The following is a 16,730-nucleotide window of genomic DNA, read 5'->3' as shown; positions in this document are numbered from 1 at the left end:
CATGATGAAAATACGTTCACTTCATATTACGCAATTTGGCAAATTTTCAAATCAAACCTTTCACTTTTCTAATGATGGTTTTCAGCTTATTTATGGTTTGAATGAATCGGGGAAAACGACGTTGAAGGCATTTATTGAATCGATTCTCTTTGGATTTTCTAAAAACAATGTGTACAAGCCCAAACAGTCATCTTTTTATGGCGGCTCCCTTACTTGTTTGCATGAAGAGCTAGGCATGATCAAGATTAAGAGGACGTCCGATCAAGGCGGTGAAGCGCAAGTGATGTTACCGAATGATGAAATCAAAGACGAGGGTTTTTTACGCACGATTTTAAAGGGAACTGACCGTAGATTATATCAATCTATTTATTCTTTTGATGTGTTTGGGCTACAAAATGTGCAAGCCCTAAATCAAGATCAGATCGGTGAATTTTTGCTCTTTTCAAGTCTATTTGGATCAGATGCCGCATCCAAGATGGATAGTCGTCTGTTCAAACAGCAGGAGTTACTTTTTAAACCAAATGGTCGAAAGCCTGAATTAAATCAACAGCTCGATCGTTTAAAGGAACTGGCAGACCAACTAAAACAGGCCAAAATGATAGAAAATCGTTATATAGAAAAGAAACAGGAACAGACTAGCTTAATAGAACAGATCGAACAACTTCAGAACGAAGCGAATCAGGTAGAAGAAGAGATTCATAAGCTGAATGAACACATTCGTCTTTATCCAATCATAGAGCAAAAAATCCAGTTAAAAAAAGAATTGGCTCGTTATCCGGAACGTGTCAAACAATTTAGACAAGAGACAGAGCATGAACTTGATAAATTAGAATCACACCTTCACCCGCAAAAAGCACAATTAGCAGCACTGGAGCAAAAATTAGATCGCGCGCAGACTTCTCTAGAGCAATTTCAACCATTGTATGACAAGAATACGTTGATGGAGATGCAAAGTGTGATTGATGCTTCCCCAGAATCTGAGCGTGTGACAAGACGCTTAACAGAGCTTGAGGAAGAAAGAGAAACATTGAAGCAAAAAATAGAAGCAAGCACATTGAAGCTGAAATGGGAAAGGCAGTTAAATCTAGAGCAGATCGACGACTCCCTTGATTTTGAGTGGGAATTAAAGGAGGCTGTCGGTCAATACGTTCGTTTAATGGATAGAAAGACTCAGCTTGATGAACGCTTTGATCATGCACGGCATGAATTAGAAGAAGCTGAAACAGCACTCAAAGGATTAAAAGATCAACTGGCAGCTCAACAGGTTGCAACAGGTGACAATGATACAAGAACGTGGTTATTCCCACTATTGTTCGTGGTTGCTACTGCTCTCATGATCATTTTATTATTTTTAGGACAATGGTTGGTCACTTTGCTGTTTGCAGGATTTTCTGTTTTTGTGCTCACATTGGTTTATTCATTGCTGAAAAAGACCCAGGTGGGACATGGCACAAATGCAGAAGCATTTCAAGTCCAAGCGGTTTCAGCTGAAACACTTGTGCGGCAAAAAGAGCTTCTTTATGAAAGAATCATTCGGCAATATGAGGACTGGGAGCAAGAGTTAGAACCGATTCAGCAACAAGTAGAAGAGATGAAAAGACAGTTGGGGCTCACTTCAGAGCTTTCTTTTCTCGTCGAAGCCTATCAGGTCCTTAAACAATTAAAAGCGAATACAGCTTTATATGAGCAGCTTTCCTGCGAAATAAATGAGCTAAGAGAGAGAAAAACCCTCTATGAGCAGCAAGTATTTGCTTTAAGCAGCGCACTTCAGAAAAAAGAAGGAACGGTTCAAGAAAGAATCTCAGCCTTTCAAGACATTCTGAAGGATGAGGCGATGAGAGAAAAGGAACGTCAAGCATTGAAGGTATCGATCCAGCATGTTGAGCAGCAACTGACAGCGTTAAAAAGGGAAATTCAATATTACGAAAAAGAAATCAACGAGCTTTTTCGTCAAGTAGAAGCAGAATCAAAGGAAGATTTCAATGTGCTGGTTCATTTATCGAAAGAATACCGAAAGCGGCTTTATGACTTACAACAGGTAAATCAAGAGTTGCACCGAAGCGATGGTTCTAAGGAGTTAGAAAGGATTGTAAGTAAGGGATTACACACAATAGAGGCGCTTCGTGTACAAGCTAAAGGTCGCCTAAAGGACATCCGAATGAATGTAACGAAAATGCAGGAACGATTAGCAGAACTCACAGTGGAAATTAGACACCTTGAAGCGTCAGGTACAGTGTCTGATTTAACCCACCAGCTCGGAATAGAGCAGGAACATACGAAGTTACTAGCTAAAAAATGGGCGGCCATTCAGCTTGTGAGATCGGTCATTCATGAGAAATTGAACGAACATAAAGAAACTAGACTTCCAGCTTTGCTTCAAACGGCTTCCAGCTTAATACAGCCTTTAACAGATGATCGCTATCAAACAATCATGTTCTCGAAAGAAGATGATCGGCTGATCGTGAAAAGGAACGATGAGCGAATATTCCGAGCGGAGGAGCTTTCACAGGCAACGTGTGAACAGGTGTATCTAGCCATTCGTTTTGCTTTGGCAATGTCTCATCAACAAGAATGCCAGTTGCCTTTTATGATGGACGACAGTTTTGTCCATTTTGATCATGTGCGCTTAGGGCGTGTGATGGATATGATGAGTGAGCTTACCCGTTCTGAAACACAGTTGTTTTATTTCACCTGCCATGATCGCATGAAGCAAGTAGCACAAAAAGAGCAGATTACGAGTTTAGTAGTTGAGTGATTGACAAATTATGACTTATGTTATACTTAAATGAGCAGAAACATGGAAGGAGCTTTTATTGAATGGCTAAAGGGATTATGACCTATGATGTCGGCGAACAAGTTGACCTGCATTTATTAATTAAATCTTCTACTAAAGGTATTGCAAGTAACGGCAAACCATTTTTAACCTTAATTCTTCAAGATCAAAGTGGAGACATTGAGGCGAAACTATGGGATGCAAAGCAAAATGATGAACTCACATATGCACCACAAACCATTGTCAAGGTAGTAGGTGATATTCATCATTATCGCGGGAGAAATCAGCTAAAGCTTAGGAATATTCGCCCAGTTGCTGAAAACGAACAAATTCGGATTGATGATTTTCTAGAAACAGCTCCTATTCCAAAACACGATATGATGGATACGATTATGCAGTATATCTTTGATATGAAGAATCCTAATATTCAACGTGTCACAAGACATTTGCTAAAGAAATATGGACAGGAATTTGCCGATTATCCTGCAGCGACGAAAAATCATCACGAATTTGTATCTGGTCTCGCCTATCATGTGGTGTCAATGCTGCATTTAGCTAAGTCGATCGTCGATCTATACCCATCACTAGATCGAGATCTATTATATTCAGGTATTATTTTACATGACTTAGGAAAAGTGAAAGAGCTCTCGGGTCCAATTTCAACGACATATACAGTCGAAGGAAATTTAATTGGTCATATTTCCATTATGGTAACGGAAATTGCTAAAGCCGCAGAAGAGCTTGGAATTGACTCCGAAGAAATTTTGATTTTACAGCATTTGGTGCTGAGTCATCATGGAAAAGGGGAATGGGGAAGTCCGAAACCGCCAATGGTCAAGGAGGCGGAAATCCTTCACTATATTGATAATCTTGATGCGAAAATGAACATGATGGATCGGGCGCTTGAGCATGTGAAACCTGGAGAATATACAGAGCGTATTTTTGCTCTAGAGAACCGATCTTTTTATAAACCTACATTTCACGATTAATATGACTTAAAAAACGTCCGGATAAAGCGGGCGTTTTTTTTTCATAACTTGTCTTCTTTTCGCATAAGCATGTAACACAAGGGAAGAGGGAGATGTCCTGAATAAAGGAGGCCATAAAAAGAGATGCTGTTTTTTCCATGGTGGGTGTATGTATGTATTATTGGCATTATTTACAGTGCGTATAAACTGATGACGACAGCAAAAGAGGAGCAGGAGATTGATCAATCCTTTATCGAGAAGGAAGGTGAAATCTTTATCGAGCGAATGGAACAGGAAAGAGAGCGCAGACGACAGCATCAAAAAGTAAAAACATCACAAGAAACGGCGAACCACGAAGATCATTCGATTGCTTAATTATTTGTTCATACAGAAACCCCTCTACTCATTACATAGTAGAGGGGTTTCTCACGATTATTGGTTTGGATTTGTAGTTGTATTTGTATTTGTTTGTTGAGATTTTTCTTTGAACGAGTTTTGAAGTTCTTTATCTTTTACTTTTACATCGGCTTCTTTCACCAATTTGTTTAAGACGGTTTGGATTTCATTTGTGTCTGTTTGTTTTTGCTCAAGCAATTCTTTTTTCAAGTCAGCTTTCATGTCATCATATTTGCCGCGTTCTTCGGTTTTTTTAATGATATGGTAGCCGTACTGTGATTTCACTGGGCTACTGATTTCATTCACTTTTAGTTTGAATGCTGCTTTGCTGAAATTCTTATCCATTTGACCATCTTTTGCAAACCAGCCTACATCGCCGCCTTTTTCTGCTGAAGCAGTGTCTGTTGAGTATTCAGACACAAGGTCGTCCCATTTTTCACCTTTAGCTAATTTCTTTTCTACTTCATCAGCTGTTTTCTTATCAGCGACTAAAATATGGCTAGCACGAATTTTGCCTTTTAGGTCATCATAATAAGCTTTGACTTCTTTATCAGTAATTTTAATATTCGCTTTGGCAGCCTTTTGAGTTAGTAACTCATATTTTACCTGATCTTTGATGTAGTCTTTACCATATTCATCTTGAAGTTGTTTTAAACGATCTTCTCCAAGTGTTTTTTTATATTCTTTCAATTTCTTATCGATTTCATCATCTGATACTTTGTATTTGTCAGCAAGAACCTTTTGTTGAACAAGTAGATTTAAAGCATCTCCACCAGCTTGTTTCTTAAGAGTTGTATATAGTTCTTCTTTTGTGACGTCTCCTGATTTCGTCGTTGCGATGACTTCTTTATCACCGCTACTGCATGCGCCAAGAGTTAAAACACTTACTGCTGTTACAGCTGCTAAAGCCATTTTTTTCATTCAAAAAACACTCCTAATCTTTCCAATTTATTTATCATTGACTGTATCATAACATATTGTGACACGCTGTAAAAAGAAATGCAAATGAGAGGGCATTCGTCTAGTCAAATTTTTAAGTGCGACATACACATATAGTGATCACAAAAAGGAGGCTGAATTATATGGGAGCAGGATATTCTAATGGTTTCGCTTTATTGGTCGTGCTATTCATTTTGCTGATCATCGTTGGTGCAGCATATCTTTACTAATTAAATCGCTGGTACAGAAGAGAGCCGTTCTGCCTGAGTGTGGGGCGGTTCTTTTTTCAAACGATGACAGGTGCCTAAACGTTTTAAATGTTTTTGCATACACTGAGCTTAGAACGGAAGAAGAACTGGCAGGAGGTGTATTTACATGGGAGGAGAAGTCTTTGCGGGCGGTTTTGCACTAGTCGTCGTGTTATTCATTTTATTGATCATCATCGGTGCATCTTGGATTTACTAATAGATAAAAAATCACAAAAAGCTGCCCCTCAAACTGGCAGCTTTTGCTTTGATCTTAAGCAGTAATCGTAATTTCAACAAATGATGAGATGAGTAAGATGAGTATTGATACATTAATAAAGCGAAACACCTTATCTTGCCGTTCTTCAGGAATCTCTCTGACAAGGCATAATGTATTAGTAAGCCTGTTTATTGAATATACAATAAACGCAGCAAAGACGATGAAGTAAAATAAAACGATCGGAGAGCCCCCCTCTCTATGCTATTCCCATACTACATTACCAAATTTTTTATGAAAAAGATAGAAGTTGACTTTAAAAACCTCTTGATGAGGAAGTTTGCTCAACTAAAATATCAAACTCATCTTGAGCTTGATCGATGATACATGATTTTGGTGCTTTTAGCAGTTTCCAAGTAAATAAAAAGTCAGGCAAACAATAGCCTGCATGAATACTTGCGATGATGATGAAATAGTGAGCATACATGGGAAACGCCATGCCTAAAACAAAGTAAACAGGTGAGATGACACAAAACGGGCTGACCAATGAAAAGAGCATTACCCTCTTTGGCACACGCTGCCAGCAATTTCGTTTAAATAACGTCATTTTTTTCTTATTTTTCATCACTGGAATCAAGTGAATCACACGATGGACAAGCAATGTCGCGAGTAAAAGCACAGCAAAAAGCGGCGCGTTATGACTGCTTAGTTTCGTTTCAGGATGAGTCAGTTGAAAACATAAAAAAGCCAAAATGAAAAAGAAGATAGCAAGACTTATTGCTGAAATCATCATTCTCGTATAACCATAATCCTTTTCAAGATTAATGGTTTTCCAACAATTCATTTATTCATCCTTCCAATCTCAAAAATCTAATTGAATACCTCAAGATAATTTACTCTTTCTGAGGATAAAAATCAATGGTTTTGATGAAAAAAAATAAAATGTTCCATTCATGAAGGATAAACAGAGGAAACTTTGAGTTTTTCAAGAAAAAATGACAGAAGGGGGAGGTTCGTCTCTTTCGTCAATGAGTATTTTCGGCTAAAATAGAAAGACTAAGAGAAAGAGGGAACGTACATGAGGATTGAGGAACGAATAAGTCTGCTCGAATATCATATGGAACTTTTACTGATGGCCTCGGATATGAGCCGCTATCCATATTATGCGCTGTTGATTCGGCAGCGTGTGTCTAAGGAAGAAGCAAAGGACATTGAACGTATTTGTGCAAAGCTTTCAGACGATATGGACAAGCAAAAAGCACAAGGATTTGTCATGTTCGACGATCTCCTTGCGCTTTTTGCGGGACAGTTAATTGAGAAGCTGGATGTTCATGAGACGATTTTTGCTCTACATGATCAGGGGCTGTTTCAGCCATTAATGAATGAATTTATAAAGATCATTAAACAGTTTGATTTGATTTAGCCGTCTTTTCTTTTTCTGCTACCTCAGTCGAGCCTTCAAGTTCCTCAGCCCTTTTCGTGACTTTTCCATGTTCATTCAAAAAGTCCTTCTCAATGTTTGAAAACGATTTCTCAAAAATCTCCATGAAGTCCTCACCATAGATGTTTCGGATAATACACATCATTTCTAAAATTTCAGGGAACTTTCCGTAAATGTCATGAAGCGGCTGTGCGCCTTTGACAATACCAGTTCGGGCAGGGTCGTAATCTTCGAGTAGTTTATGGAATGTCTCTTCGCCTTTTGGCGTTAGCTCAATATACGTATTGCGTTTATCGTTTAACTTTTTAGAAAATTTTAAAAATCCTCTTTCTTCCAGTTTTTTGGAGAAGTTAAAAGCAGTTGATACATGCATGACGCCAAATTTCGCAATTTCTGATATTGAAGCTCCTTTTAACTGGTACGCAATCCACAAAATATGATGTTCATTGATATTTAGGTTATACGGTTTGATCCATTGCTGCCAGTCTTTTTCAATGGATTTCCAAAGAGCTTTGCTCAATTGAGCCATTCTTTGACTGAATAAAAGTGCTTCTTTTACATCGAAAGGCTGTTCCGAATGATTCATCCATTTCACCTACTTCTCTTTTTCTTGTAATTCTATTATGCCAATAAAATAAAGATTAATAAAGCTGAAAATTCAAGAATTTTAAAAAGTCATGAATAACATTGGCGAAATAACTTTTTTTCAACAAAAAAAGTGCGGGATACGCACCCCGCACACTTTTGTAAACGAATATTTTTTTGTGAATATAAATTAGTTTTGTAAGGTTTTCTCCAGTTGTTTGAGCTTCTCCTCAATTTCCTGAATTTCCTTTTGCAAGTCTTGCTGATGAGGTTTGATTTCTTCGCGCCATCGTTGAATGGATGTTTGCAATTCAGATGCAACTTCTTTGATAACTCCTGCGCTTTCTTTTGCGGTTTCAACAATTTGCTCTTTTAAAGACTGTCCATCTCTTTTTAATTTTGTCAGCGTATCTTCCAATTTGCCATAACCATCTTTCACTTTTCCGCGCACATCTCTGCCGGAAGAGGGAGTCGTCAGGAGCACTGCAACGCCTCCGAGGAGACCGCCTACAAATAATCCTGTTAGTAAAGAACGTCCACTAGCCATTGATATCACCTCTCGTCAAATTTTACACATACTCAGTTCATTCTGATCTCAAGATCAGGTTCAAACTTCCATACATAGCTTGCTTTATTTTAGCATACTTTTGAAGAAAAGGGAGGGGAGAAGGTTGTCTGTCTTTCTGTTTGTTTTTACGTGTATCGGTGTTGTTTTCACAGGTGGTTCTATTCATTATTTAAGACAACTTGGGTATGCAGGGTCTTATCCGCCCAAACATGTATTAAAGCAAAAAGCGCTTGTTTGTGGGGCGGGTGCAGGGATTTCGCTTCTCGTTTTGCTGCTTACCCTTTTTCTTTTATAAAAACATGAAAAAACCTCTTCAATATCATGAAGAGGTTCGGTTTTTGTTAAGCGACTTCAATCATTCTTGCACGCTTTAGAATGGACTGAGCAATCGGGAAGACAAACGCCATTGCAATGGTATTAATGACGGCTGCTGGAAGGACAACGCCTGCCAAGAGTGCCGGTAATGCTGCTGGCAGTCCAGTGATGAGCAAAGCGGCAGAAAGGAAAATGACGCCGGATATCATGGTTCCAACAGCTGTTAAAACAGCGGTAAGAACCACTTTATTTTTCATTTTTTGGCAAGATAAGAAAAGTACTAAGAAAATAATGGAAGTGACTGGTTTATCTATCATATTTGGAATTTGTCCGCCGGGGAAACTCGTTGTCAAAGCGGAAATGACCCCAGTCACAAGGGCAATGACGACAACATGCTGTACCTTTGGAAAAAGGATGATGCTTAAAAACATCATGACCAGCATCATATCAGGTTTCATTCCAAAGAAGATTGGCGGGAAAATCGTATGCAAAACAGCTCCCATTGCTGCAAGCAATGACATAATGACTAATTCTTTTGTTTTCATTTCTATGCTCTCCTCTGCTAAGCTCTTATAGGACTCTCCAATAATATGGCTGATCATTTATTGCAAGAGTCAACGCTTCATATTCTCGTTATTATAACAAATTTATTTCGGGTTAGAAAAGCCTTTTTACTCATTTTCTTGCTGAAACTTTTTCATAAAGTCCGCAAGCTTTTGGCAGTCTTCAATGGAAACCGCATTGTAAATGGAAGCTCTACATCCGCCGACTGATCGATGTCCGGCAAGTCCAACCATCTTTTCTTGTTTTGCTTTCTCTACAAATGATTTTGTCAGTGCATCATCTCGGAGGGTAAAAGTGACATTCATGTGAGAACGGCTGTCTATACGAGCATGTCCTTTGTAAAAACCGCCACTTTGATCAATCGTATCATATAGAATAGTCGCCTTTTGTTCATTGCGTTTCTCGGCTGCTTCAACGCCGCCAGTCTCTTTTACATGTTCTAGGACGAGGGACAGCATATAAATCGCAAAAGTTGGTGGTGTGTGATAAAGAGAATTGGCTTTCACATGTGTTGAATATGTTAATATTTTTGGTGTGCTGCTTTTTTCTTTTTCTAATAAACTTTTGCGTACGATGACAATCGTAATGCCAGAAGGGCCTAGATTTTTTTGAGCCCCAGCATAAATGAAATCAAATGAAGAAACGTTTATTCTTTTACTTAGAATATCGCTGGACATATCAGCAATGAGCGGTAAAGAAGTTGTTGGGAACGTTTTCCACTGAGTGCCGAAAATCGTATTATTCGATGTGATATGCAAATATGCGCCATCTGTAAGAGCTGATGTATCCACTTTTGGAATATACGAATAATTGTCATCTTCACTTGATGCAAATACAGAAGTCTGACCAAACCCTTTTGCTTCTGAAAGTGCTTTTTCTGACCAAGCACCAGTTTGAATGAAATGAGCTGTCTCACCTTCATGTAAGAAGTTCATTGGAACCATCGCAAATTGAAGACTTGCCCCGCCTTGTAAAAAGAGAACTTCATAATCTTCTGGAATCTCCATGAGTTCTATCAAAAGCGCTTTCGCTTTATTGTGTACTTCTTCATATTCAGTGCTACGATGAGAAAGCTCCATCACAGACATTCCGGTTTGTTGAAAATCAACAAGTTCTTCTTGTGCTTTTTGAAGCACTTCAAGCGGCAATGCCGCCGGCCCAGCATTAAAATTTGTCGTTCGCTTCATCACAATCTCTCCCTATTTCTCGCGTTAATGGATCAAAAGATAAGACCATCCTATCACAAATTTGAGGGATTTGGAGAAAAAATTCGAATCATCACAAATATCTTAATATTTGCGTGAAGGGAAGGGGTTTTTCTAGGTAAAGGATGTTGAAAAAGAAAAACCTCATCAATTAAGATGAGGTAAGCCGCTTGTGGATAGCAGTAGAAATGTCTGCTAACTCCTCTGAAGTGTATTGATCTTGGTGTGATTTCCAAACAGCACCAAAGCCATCACCTTTGCCGTAGCGTGGAATGATATGCATATGGTAATGGAAGACAGATTGCCCTGCTTTTTCACCATTGTTATTGAGAAGGTTTAACCCAATGGGTTCAAATTCTTGTTTGATGGCTCTTGCAATCCTCGGAATGGCTTGGAAGTAATGATCGGATACATCTGGTGTCATCTCATAAATGTTGTCTTTATGTATTTTCGGGATGACAAGGGTATGTCCTTTTGTCACTTGACTAATATCGAGAAAAGCCAATACATGCTCGTCTTCATATACATTTGCACACGGGATGTCTCCATTAATAATTTTGCAAAAAATGCAGTCGCTCACGCAATGTCACTCCTCATTGTTTTCCTTTATCGTATCACAAAAAGTGACAAAAAAGAAAACAGGACAAGCGAACTCCTTTGGTCGCTCATCCTGCTCCTGTAGAAGAAATGCTGATGGATTCATACGTCATGCCTTTTGAACACTTTATTCACTAGAATAAAATGCTCATACGCCTGCTATTTCTGCCGTAAACACCTCATTTGACGTTTGGTTTGTCATATACAGGTTGTATAGGACACAAAAATCAAGAATCAGTGAAGCAAAACAGAAGCTAAGGTTTTTAGATGAAAAACCAACTTGTTATGCGGTTCTTTGCCTTTGACAAACACCTCATTTTCATATTGGTCATCAAGCTTATTTCTTCTACATAGATTATGATGACCAGTGCACCTATTTTTTATTCATGGATTATGGTTAGGTAAACATTTCAAATTATCTTTTGTTTTTGGTACTATAAAGAAAAAAAGAAAGAAAGGAACGAAATGATGTCCCTTTTAACTGTGAAAGACGTAACGGGTGGATATACGAAGAATCCCGTTCTCAAAAATATCTCTTTTGAATTAGAAAGAAATCAAATCGTAGGTCTTATTGGCTTAAATGGAGCGGGAAAAAGTACAACCATTCGTCATATCATCGGGTTAATGAAACCTCACAAAGGTTCGATTGAACTGAACGGCCGTACACTCCAGGAAGATCAAGAGGCATATCGTTCGCAATTTACATATATTCCAGAAACGCCTATCTTATATGAAGAGTTAACGTTAAAAGAGCATTTAGAGCTGACAGCGATGGCATATGGCCTTTCAAAGGAACAATTAGAAAAACGTCTGCCGCCATTGTTAAAAGAATTTCGTATGGAAAAACGACTGAAATGGTTCCCTGCACACTTTTCAAAAGGAATGAAGCAGAAGGTCATGATTATGTGTGCATTCTTAGTTGAACCAGAGTTATATATCATTGATGAACCGTTTTTAGGTCTGGATCCTCTTGCAATTAATGCACTTTTAGAGCGTATGAATGCTGCTAAGAAAAACGGTGCTAGTGTGCTCATGTCGACGCATATATTGGCGACAGCTGAGCGTTACTGTGATTCCTTTATTATTTTGCACGAAGGTGAAATTAGAGCAAAAGGCACATTGGCAGAGTTAAGAGAGCAGTTCAACATGAGAGATGCGACACTTGATGATCTTTATTTAGAATTAACAAAGGAAGAAAGCTATGAATAAAACGACACAATCCATTTGGAAATCACGATTAAAAGAACACGTACAAGAAACAAGAAAATATTTAAAATACATGTTCAATGATCATCTTGTGATTGTGCTCATTTTTTTCCTTGCAGGCGGGGCGAGCTGGTATAGCGGGTGGCTAAAGGAAATTCCTTCTCAGTTTCCGTCATTTTGGGTGATGGCAATTGTTTTCTCTTTTGTCTTGACAAGCTCCTATGTTAGAACACTGATTAAAGAGGCAGACTTGGTCTTTTTACTCCCTCTTGAAGCGAAGATGGAGCCCTATTTAAAACAGGCATTCAACTTTAGCTTCATCTCACAGCTATTTCCTTTGATTGCCGTATCAATTGTTGCGCTTCCTCTTTATTCTGCTGTGACTACAGGAGATCTAGTGTTTTATATACTGATTTTGGCGCAAATGCTCATTTTAAAGGGCTTGAATACAGCCATTCAGTGGAGGATCACATACTTTCAAGGAAAACATGTTAGATGGCTTGATGTGGGGTTTCGTTTTATACTGAATACGGTTCTTGTTTATACCATTTTACAGGCAGCTTATGCTATTACAATCGTTGTTTATATCATTTATGCGGTTTACCTCATTTATTTAACAAATGCTGTGAAAAAGCAGCCTTTTCAATGGGAATTGCATATTTCTGATGAATTAAAGCGGAAGCAACGCTTTTATCGATTGGCGAATCTATTCACAGATGTGCCGCATTTAAAGAAGCAAGTCAAAAGAAGGATTTATATGGACTGGTTGTTCAAGTTCGTTCCATATAATCAACGCAAAACATTTTCTTACATGTACGTGAGAGCGTTTATTCGTTCAAATGACTATTTTGGCCTTGTGTTTAGATTAACTGTCGTGTTTGTTTTGATTATATTGTATACAGGTGTGACAGAATGGGTCGGATCTGCACTTGTTTTATTCACAGTATTTATTACGGGCGTGCAGCTTGTCCCTTTAACGAAGCACTTTGCCCATCTATCATTACAAGCACTTTATCCAGTCTCTCAGAAAGAAAAGGAGCAAAGCTTTTTTGCCCTTGTTCGTAATGTGCTCATTATTCAATCTATTCTGCTTAGCTTAGCATTGTTGCCAGCAGGAGGGTTGAAGGGAAGTGGACTTGCCCTTCTTGTTTCATTCACATTTGTTCTCGTTTTATTCAAACCATACGTACAAAGCCGATTGAAAAAAATGAGATAATGGGCAATGTGTGATTGAAATGGCGTATGATGAAATGAAGGGGGGGATGACGTGAATTTAGCTGAACGTCAATTGTATGAAGAGGCGTTTCTTTTTCAAACACGATTTTTAAGAAAACCTTCAAAGTTGGAACGGTTCTCAAAAGGAGTTCAGCAGCAAGTGAATCGCCGAATTCCCGCCAAATTTCATCAAGTCATCACAAGTGCGATGAAAACAATCGTTGAATCTACGGTGTCAGGTACTCATTTCACTTCATTTTCAGTGGTCGACGAGCATTTATCCATCCTTGAGAGAAATGAGCTGGCAAAGGAGAAGGTGAAGTATTATCAAAAAACAGCGACCATCGAAGGAATTGGGACTGGTGCAGGCGGACTATTCCTTGGAATGGCGGATTTTGCACTATTACTGAGCATTAAAATGAAATGCCTTTATGAGCTGGCATGTATATACGGCTTTGACTTATCTCAAAAAGAGGAAAGGCTTTTCTTGCTGTGTATCTTTCAACTAGCCTTCTCAAGCAGTGCACATCGTAAAAAAATGATGAAGGTCATTGACGATTGGGACACTAGCCGGGAGGAGATGGATTGGTACAGCTTTCAGCAAGAATATCGCGATGATATTGATCTTGTGAAGCTGTTTCAATGTATGCCTGTTGTTGGTGCCGCTGTTGGCGGAGTGGCGAATCATCAGCTTACTGGACACCTTGGGGATGTCGCACGCCATGTTTTTCATGTAAGAGTCTTCAAACAAAACATAGAAAAAGCCACTTATCCGTAAGTGGCTCAGCTTGTAGAAGAAACATGAGTTTCTCTACAAGTTGAGTGCCTTTAGTAGGCACCCTTTCCATTCGAAATAAACTTTCTTAGAAGGATTATTTATACTTTTTTGTAAAAAAATGTAATAATATCTTTTTTGTATTCATTTTAGTTTTTTCAAGGTATGCTAAAAATCTTCTACTTCTTTTTTATCTTTAATGATAAGATAATTATTTAAAAAAATGCTCTAAAAGTGCGTATCACTTTCTAGTAGTGCCGGTGGGTACGAGTTTCAACTTGAAGAAAATCGTGTGGAATAATATGAAAATTTTAGAAAAAATATTTTCTATCGTCATATGAGTCTTATCACGTTACATCATGAGTTTTTGATTGATATACCAAGTTAGTTTTTAACATTAAAATTTTAATCATAAAACGTGCAAAAAGGAATGCACTATCTTCAAAAAACAAGTATCTCACCTTAGTAAATCAAGAAACTCTCTAAAATTATCTGCAATTTGAAATACAGCCTCTTCTCTATCCTCGTACGCTAGATCATAACTAAAGAATGCTATAGCCGGTTCTTGTTTTCGTCCATTATTAAAGTAAAAACAAATGTAGTCATCGTATTCTGTAATTGCAAATGGGATTAAATCATCTAAAAGTATATTTTTCTCTCTGAAATATACATTTGGTAAATAATTTTCGCTTCGCTCATTATCTAAAGAACAATACTCTTTAATTTTTACTATTTCTTTATCATCAGGAAGGTATAGCGAAGTAAACTCATGTAGTTTCTTATTAAAAATTTCAACATAATCAATTGGAAATTTAATATTTAATATTTCTTCTATTTTCTTATACATGCTTCCTCATCCACCTTCTTTTTATAATAAGGAAATTGCGAATGTTTACTCGGATTGTTCAGGTTTAAAAAACTCGGTGCTGTCCCGTTGGAGTATCTGGAGTGCTTATATTAAAATGATAATTCTTTTTATATGCTAACGTATTTTTTATATCATCATATTGAACACTATCTGGGTTTAACATAGTATCTCTTCTCAATTCATATACATCTATATCTTTACCATACTGAGTTTTCTTGGGTGTGGAGATTGTGTCAGAATCATACATATGCTTTTGTGAATGGCTTGATATAAAGTCGATAGCACTTGCACCCCCATTTTCCTTAGTAAACTTACCCGCATCCTTAACCCCCATCTTCCCATGAAACCCTTTCGCCCCAAACGGCAAAAGCATCCCCAGCGCCGCATTCATACTCGCTTCCTGTTGTTCTTTCGAGATTTTATTTCCAAACATGTCTCTACCTGTAATCGCTTCGCTGAAGCCGTTTGTTGCGGTGAGGCCATATAAGCCTTTTTGCGAGGTTTTTAAGACGTCAAAGGACTTTTGCGACGTTTTGTAAATGTCAATCGCCCTGATTGCGGCTGATGTGGCTTGGGTGGTTTTGTAGATCGCTTTCCCGCCTTTGAAAATGCGCCCCGCCCAGCCGACGATTGGGATGTAGCCTGCCGCTGCCATTCCGCCTGCCGCGACTCGCTGTCCTGCGGTGAGCTTTTCGCCTGTTATTGGATCAATACCCGTTGCGGCTCGTTTGGCGTCATTCACTCCGGTCAGTTCATTCAAAAGCATACCGCCATCATCAAGTGCTTTTTCATACCAAGGACGGTTGGCGAGGGCTTCCTGTTCTTTCGCAATCTTGCGGGCTTCTTCTTGTTCTTTTTTGATTTTGAGATATTCAGAAGTTTGCTTTTCAATATCGCTTTTTGCCTTGTAGATTTCACTATTTTGATACGCTTTCTTATCAAAATTGATCGGTGAAATGGTTTTTCCGTCATTTGTCGCATTCATCATTTCGGCGTACAATGCCATTGTAGCCTGCTCTTCAGTCTCTGACAAAGCATATTCATCTTTTAGGTGTTGGTCTAATTCGTTTAATTCTTTTACGGTCTTCTTCCGTTCGTCTTCGGTATCCGTTATCTTTTCATCAAAGATTTGATCATCAAACACATCAAGAGAGATGAGATCATCTATGTCCTGAAAAATGGTTTCCAGAGCCTTCTTTTGATCAGATACAATACTTTTGGCGTTTTTTAACCCCATCTCTACCTGATTTTCTAAAAAGTGTTCATCAATAAAAGTATCACCGCCAAGATTGGCATCTTCAAGTGTACCCGCAACACCTTCATGGAAGGCTTTTTGTTTATCTATAAAGCTAGTAAGCATGTCCACATTTCCAGCTAGTTCTTGATAAAAACTTTTAATATTGTCGGCACCTTTTCCCGTGAAATCATCACCTAGATTCGCCACACCTTGTAATGCCTTTTTTAAATCTATCATTTGTTCACGGAGTTCTTGATAGTGCTTGGCTCTTTCTTCCATAGCGCTTGTTAGTGCTTTGGCATCAAGTATTTTCCCCAGAAGAAATCACTCCCTCCTATTCATTGATAAGGACAATTTTACCAATGCAAAGATTGTCATTAAATAGGGAGAAAGATATAAAAACAGCACTCATATGATCTCTCTGTCGAACGGTTAAACATTGCTTGCTTTTTCAATTTATAATTTAAAAGATCGTGGATTAGTATTTTTTCTCCAATCTATCTTTCCTTTTCCTTACAGTTAGCCTAGCTTCTTATATACCTCATATAAATCTTAGAGTTGTTTACAAAGTTCGCTATTATAGTTCCAAGTATCGACAATCACTCTTGGATAAGTG

Annotated in this window: 20 protein-coding genes; 10 read left to right on the top strand and 10 right to left on the bottom strand. The window is 38.3% G+C overall.

The features are described 5' to 3' along the window. Nucleotides 1-4 precede the first annotated feature (4 nt). From ACIQCE_RS04320 to ACIQCE_RS04310, 3 genes are all read left to right on the top strand, one after another. Nucleotides 5-2,755 carry an ATP-binding protein gene (locus ACIQCE_RS04320; protein WP_400493732.1) on the top strand — a complete coding sequence of 917 codons (2,751 nt, stop codon included), beginning with the start codon at nt 5-7 and terminating at the stop codon, nt 2,753-2,755. Between the two features lie 62 nt (nt 2,756-2,817). Then, nucleotides 2,818-3,762, top strand: coding sequence for a 3'-5' exoribonuclease YhaM (gene yhaM / locus ACIQCE_RS04315; protein ID WP_353856233.1), 945 nt, complete (start codon nt 2,818-2,820; stop codon nt 3,760-3,762). 123 nt (nt 3,763-3,885) lie between these two features. After that, nucleotides 3,886-4,116 carry a sporulation YhaL family protein gene (locus tag ACIQCE_RS04310; protein ID WP_353856232.1) on the top strand — a complete coding sequence of 77 codons (231 nt, stop codon included), beginning with the start codon at nt 3,886-3,888 and terminating at the stop codon, nt 4,114-4,116. Nucleotides 4,117-4,173: 57 nt separating this feature from the next. Here ACIQCE_RS04310 and ACIQCE_RS04305 read toward each other — a convergent pair whose 3' ends face one another. After that, nucleotides 4,174-5,058 carry a peptidylprolyl isomerase gene (locus tag ACIQCE_RS04305; RefSeq protein WP_400493731.1) on the bottom strand — a complete coding sequence of 295 codons (885 nt, stop codon included), beginning with the start codon at nt 5,056-5,058 and terminating at the stop codon, nt 4,174-4,176. A gap of 161 nt (nt 5,059-5,219) precedes the next feature. Here ACIQCE_RS04305 and ACIQCE_RS04300 point away from each other — a divergent pair, with 161 nt between their 5' ends. Together ACIQCE_RS04300 and ACIQCE_RS04295 are read left to right on the top strand one after the other, a co-directional pair. After that, nucleotides 5,220-5,306 (top strand): YjcZ family sporulation protein, encoded by an 87-nt coding sequence (locus tag ACIQCE_RS04300; protein WP_008361129.1) that lies wholly within the window; start codon nt 5,220-5,222, stop codon nt 5,304-5,306. 145 nt (nt 5,307-5,451) lie between these two features. After that, nucleotides 5,452-5,541 carry a YjcZ family sporulation protein gene (locus tag ACIQCE_RS04295; RefSeq protein WP_034647786.1) on the top strand — a complete coding sequence of 30 codons (90 nt, stop codon included), beginning with the start codon at nt 5,452-5,454 and terminating at the stop codon, nt 5,539-5,541. 54 nt (nt 5,542-5,595) lie between these two features. On the opposite strand, the gene ACIQCE_RS04290 is transcribed toward ACIQCE_RS04295, so the two are convergent. Both ACIQCE_RS04290 and ACIQCE_RS04285 read right to left on the bottom strand, forming a co-directional pair. Continuing rightward, on the bottom strand, nt 5,596-5,781 hold the full coding sequence (locus tag ACIQCE_RS04290; protein ID WP_353856596.1) for a hypothetical protein: 186 nt from the start codon (nt 5,779-5,781) through the stop codon (nt 5,596-5,598). A gap of 73 nt (nt 5,782-5,854) precedes the next feature. After that, nucleotides 5,855-6,382, bottom strand: coding sequence for a DUF3267 domain-containing protein (locus ACIQCE_RS04285; RefSeq protein ID WP_400493730.1), 528 nt, complete (start codon nt 6,380-6,382; stop codon nt 5,855-5,857). Between the two features lie 234 nt (nt 6,383-6,616). Here ACIQCE_RS04285 and ACIQCE_RS04280 point away from each other — a divergent pair, with 234 nt between their 5' ends. Next, nucleotides 6,617-6,961, top strand: coding sequence for a YhaI family protein (locus ACIQCE_RS04280; RefSeq protein ID WP_400493729.1), 345 nt, complete (start codon nt 6,617-6,619; stop codon nt 6,959-6,961). On the opposite strand, the gene ACIQCE_RS04275 is transcribed toward ACIQCE_RS04280, so the two are convergent. Both ACIQCE_RS04275 and ACIQCE_RS04270 read right to left on the bottom strand, forming a co-directional pair. Then, nucleotides 6,939-7,565: an HTH-type transcriptional regulator Hpr gene (locus ACIQCE_RS04275; RefSeq protein ID WP_400493728.1), complete on the bottom strand. Its 627-nt coding sequence runs from the start codon at nt 7,563-7,565 to the stop codon at nt 6,939-6,941. The genes ACIQCE_RS04280 and ACIQCE_RS04275 overlap by 23 nt on opposite strands. A gap of 189 nt (nt 7,566-7,754) precedes the next feature. After that, nucleotides 7,755-8,111, bottom strand: a complete 357-nt coding sequence (locus ACIQCE_RS04270) for a YtxH domain-containing protein (RefSeq protein WP_353856227.1) — start codon at nt 8,109-8,111, stop codon at nt 7,755-7,757. 124 nt (nt 8,112-8,235) lie between these two features. Between ACIQCE_RS04270 and yhzF the strand changes: the two genes are divergently transcribed. After that, nucleotides 8,236-8,427, top strand: coding sequence for a membrane protein YhzF (yhzF, locus tag ACIQCE_RS04265; RefSeq protein WP_400493727.1), 192 nt, complete (start codon nt 8,236-8,238; stop codon nt 8,425-8,427). A 46-nt stretch (nt 8,428-8,473) separates the two neighbouring features. Here yhzF and ACIQCE_RS04260 read toward each other — a convergent pair whose 3' ends face one another. The 3 genes from ACIQCE_RS04260 to ACIQCE_RS04250 all read right to left on the bottom strand — a co-directional run bounded on the left by ACIQCE_RS04260 (nt 8,474) and on the right by ACIQCE_RS04250 (nt 10,796). Continuing rightward, entirely contained in the window at nt 8,474-8,992 is a 519-nt protein-coding gene (locus ACIQCE_RS04260; RefSeq protein WP_400493726.1) for a tryptophan transporter, read from the bottom strand. Between the two features lie 126 nt (nt 8,993-9,118). Continuing rightward, nucleotides 9,119-10,198: a 3-phosphoserine/phosphohydroxythreonine transaminase gene (gene serC, locus ACIQCE_RS04255; RefSeq protein WP_400493725.1), complete on the bottom strand. Its 1,080-nt coding sequence runs from the start codon at nt 10,196-10,198 to the stop codon at nt 9,119-9,121. Nucleotides 10,199-10,367: 169 nt separating this feature from the next. Next, a complete protein-coding gene (locus ACIQCE_RS04250; RefSeq protein WP_400493724.1) occupies nt 10,368-10,796 on the bottom strand; it encodes an HIT family protein in 429 nt (142 codons plus the stop codon). A 485-nt stretch (nt 10,797-11,281) separates the two neighbouring features. On the opposite strand from ACIQCE_RS04250, the gene ACIQCE_RS04245 reads away from it, so the two are divergent. From ACIQCE_RS04245 to ACIQCE_RS04235, 3 genes are read left to right on the top strand one after another with little or no spacing between them, the layout of a single operon-like run. Continuing rightward, a complete protein-coding gene (locus ACIQCE_RS04245; protein ID WP_400493844.1) occupies nt 11,282-12,022 on the top strand; it encodes an ABC transporter ATP-binding protein in 741 nt (246 codons plus the stop codon). After that, nucleotides 12,015-13,235: an ABC transporter permease gene (locus ACIQCE_RS04240; protein WP_400493723.1), complete on the top strand. Its 1,221-nt coding sequence runs from the start codon at nt 12,015-12,017 to the stop codon at nt 13,233-13,235. The genes ACIQCE_RS04245 and ACIQCE_RS04240 overlap by 8 nt, the downstream gene beginning before the upstream one ends. 51 nt (nt 13,236-13,286) lie before the next feature. Continuing rightward, nucleotides 13,287-14,012, top strand: a complete 726-nt coding sequence (locus ACIQCE_RS04235) for an EcsC family protein (RefSeq protein WP_400493722.1) — start codon at nt 13,287-13,289, stop codon at nt 14,010-14,012. A gap of 454 nt (nt 14,013-14,466) precedes the next feature. Here the strand turns inward: ACIQCE_RS04235 and ACIQCE_RS04230 are convergent, their stop codons facing one another. Then, the gene (locus ACIQCE_RS04230) at nt 14,467-14,856 is read right to left on the bottom strand and encodes an SMI1/KNR4 family protein (RefSeq protein ID WP_400493721.1); all 390 of its coding nucleotides are present in this window, start codon (nt 14,854-14,856) and stop codon (nt 14,467-14,469) included. Between the two features lie 64 nt (nt 14,857-14,920). Continuing rightward, nucleotides 14,921-16,393 (bottom strand): ribonuclease YeeF family protein, encoded by a 1,473-nt coding sequence (locus ACIQCE_RS04225; RefSeq protein WP_400493720.1) that lies wholly within the window; start codon nt 16,391-16,393, stop codon nt 14,921-14,923. Nucleotides 16,394-16,730: the final 337 nt, after the last annotated feature.

It is taken from the genome of Bacillus sp. NPDC093026 (genome assembly GCF_044754665.1).
Lineage (GTDB): Bacteria > Bacillota > Bacilli > Bacillales > Bacillaceae > Bacillus > Bacillus maqinnsis.
The sequence above is the reverse complement of the archived record's forward strand: the minus strand, read 5'-3'. Positions and strand labels throughout refer to the sequence as shown.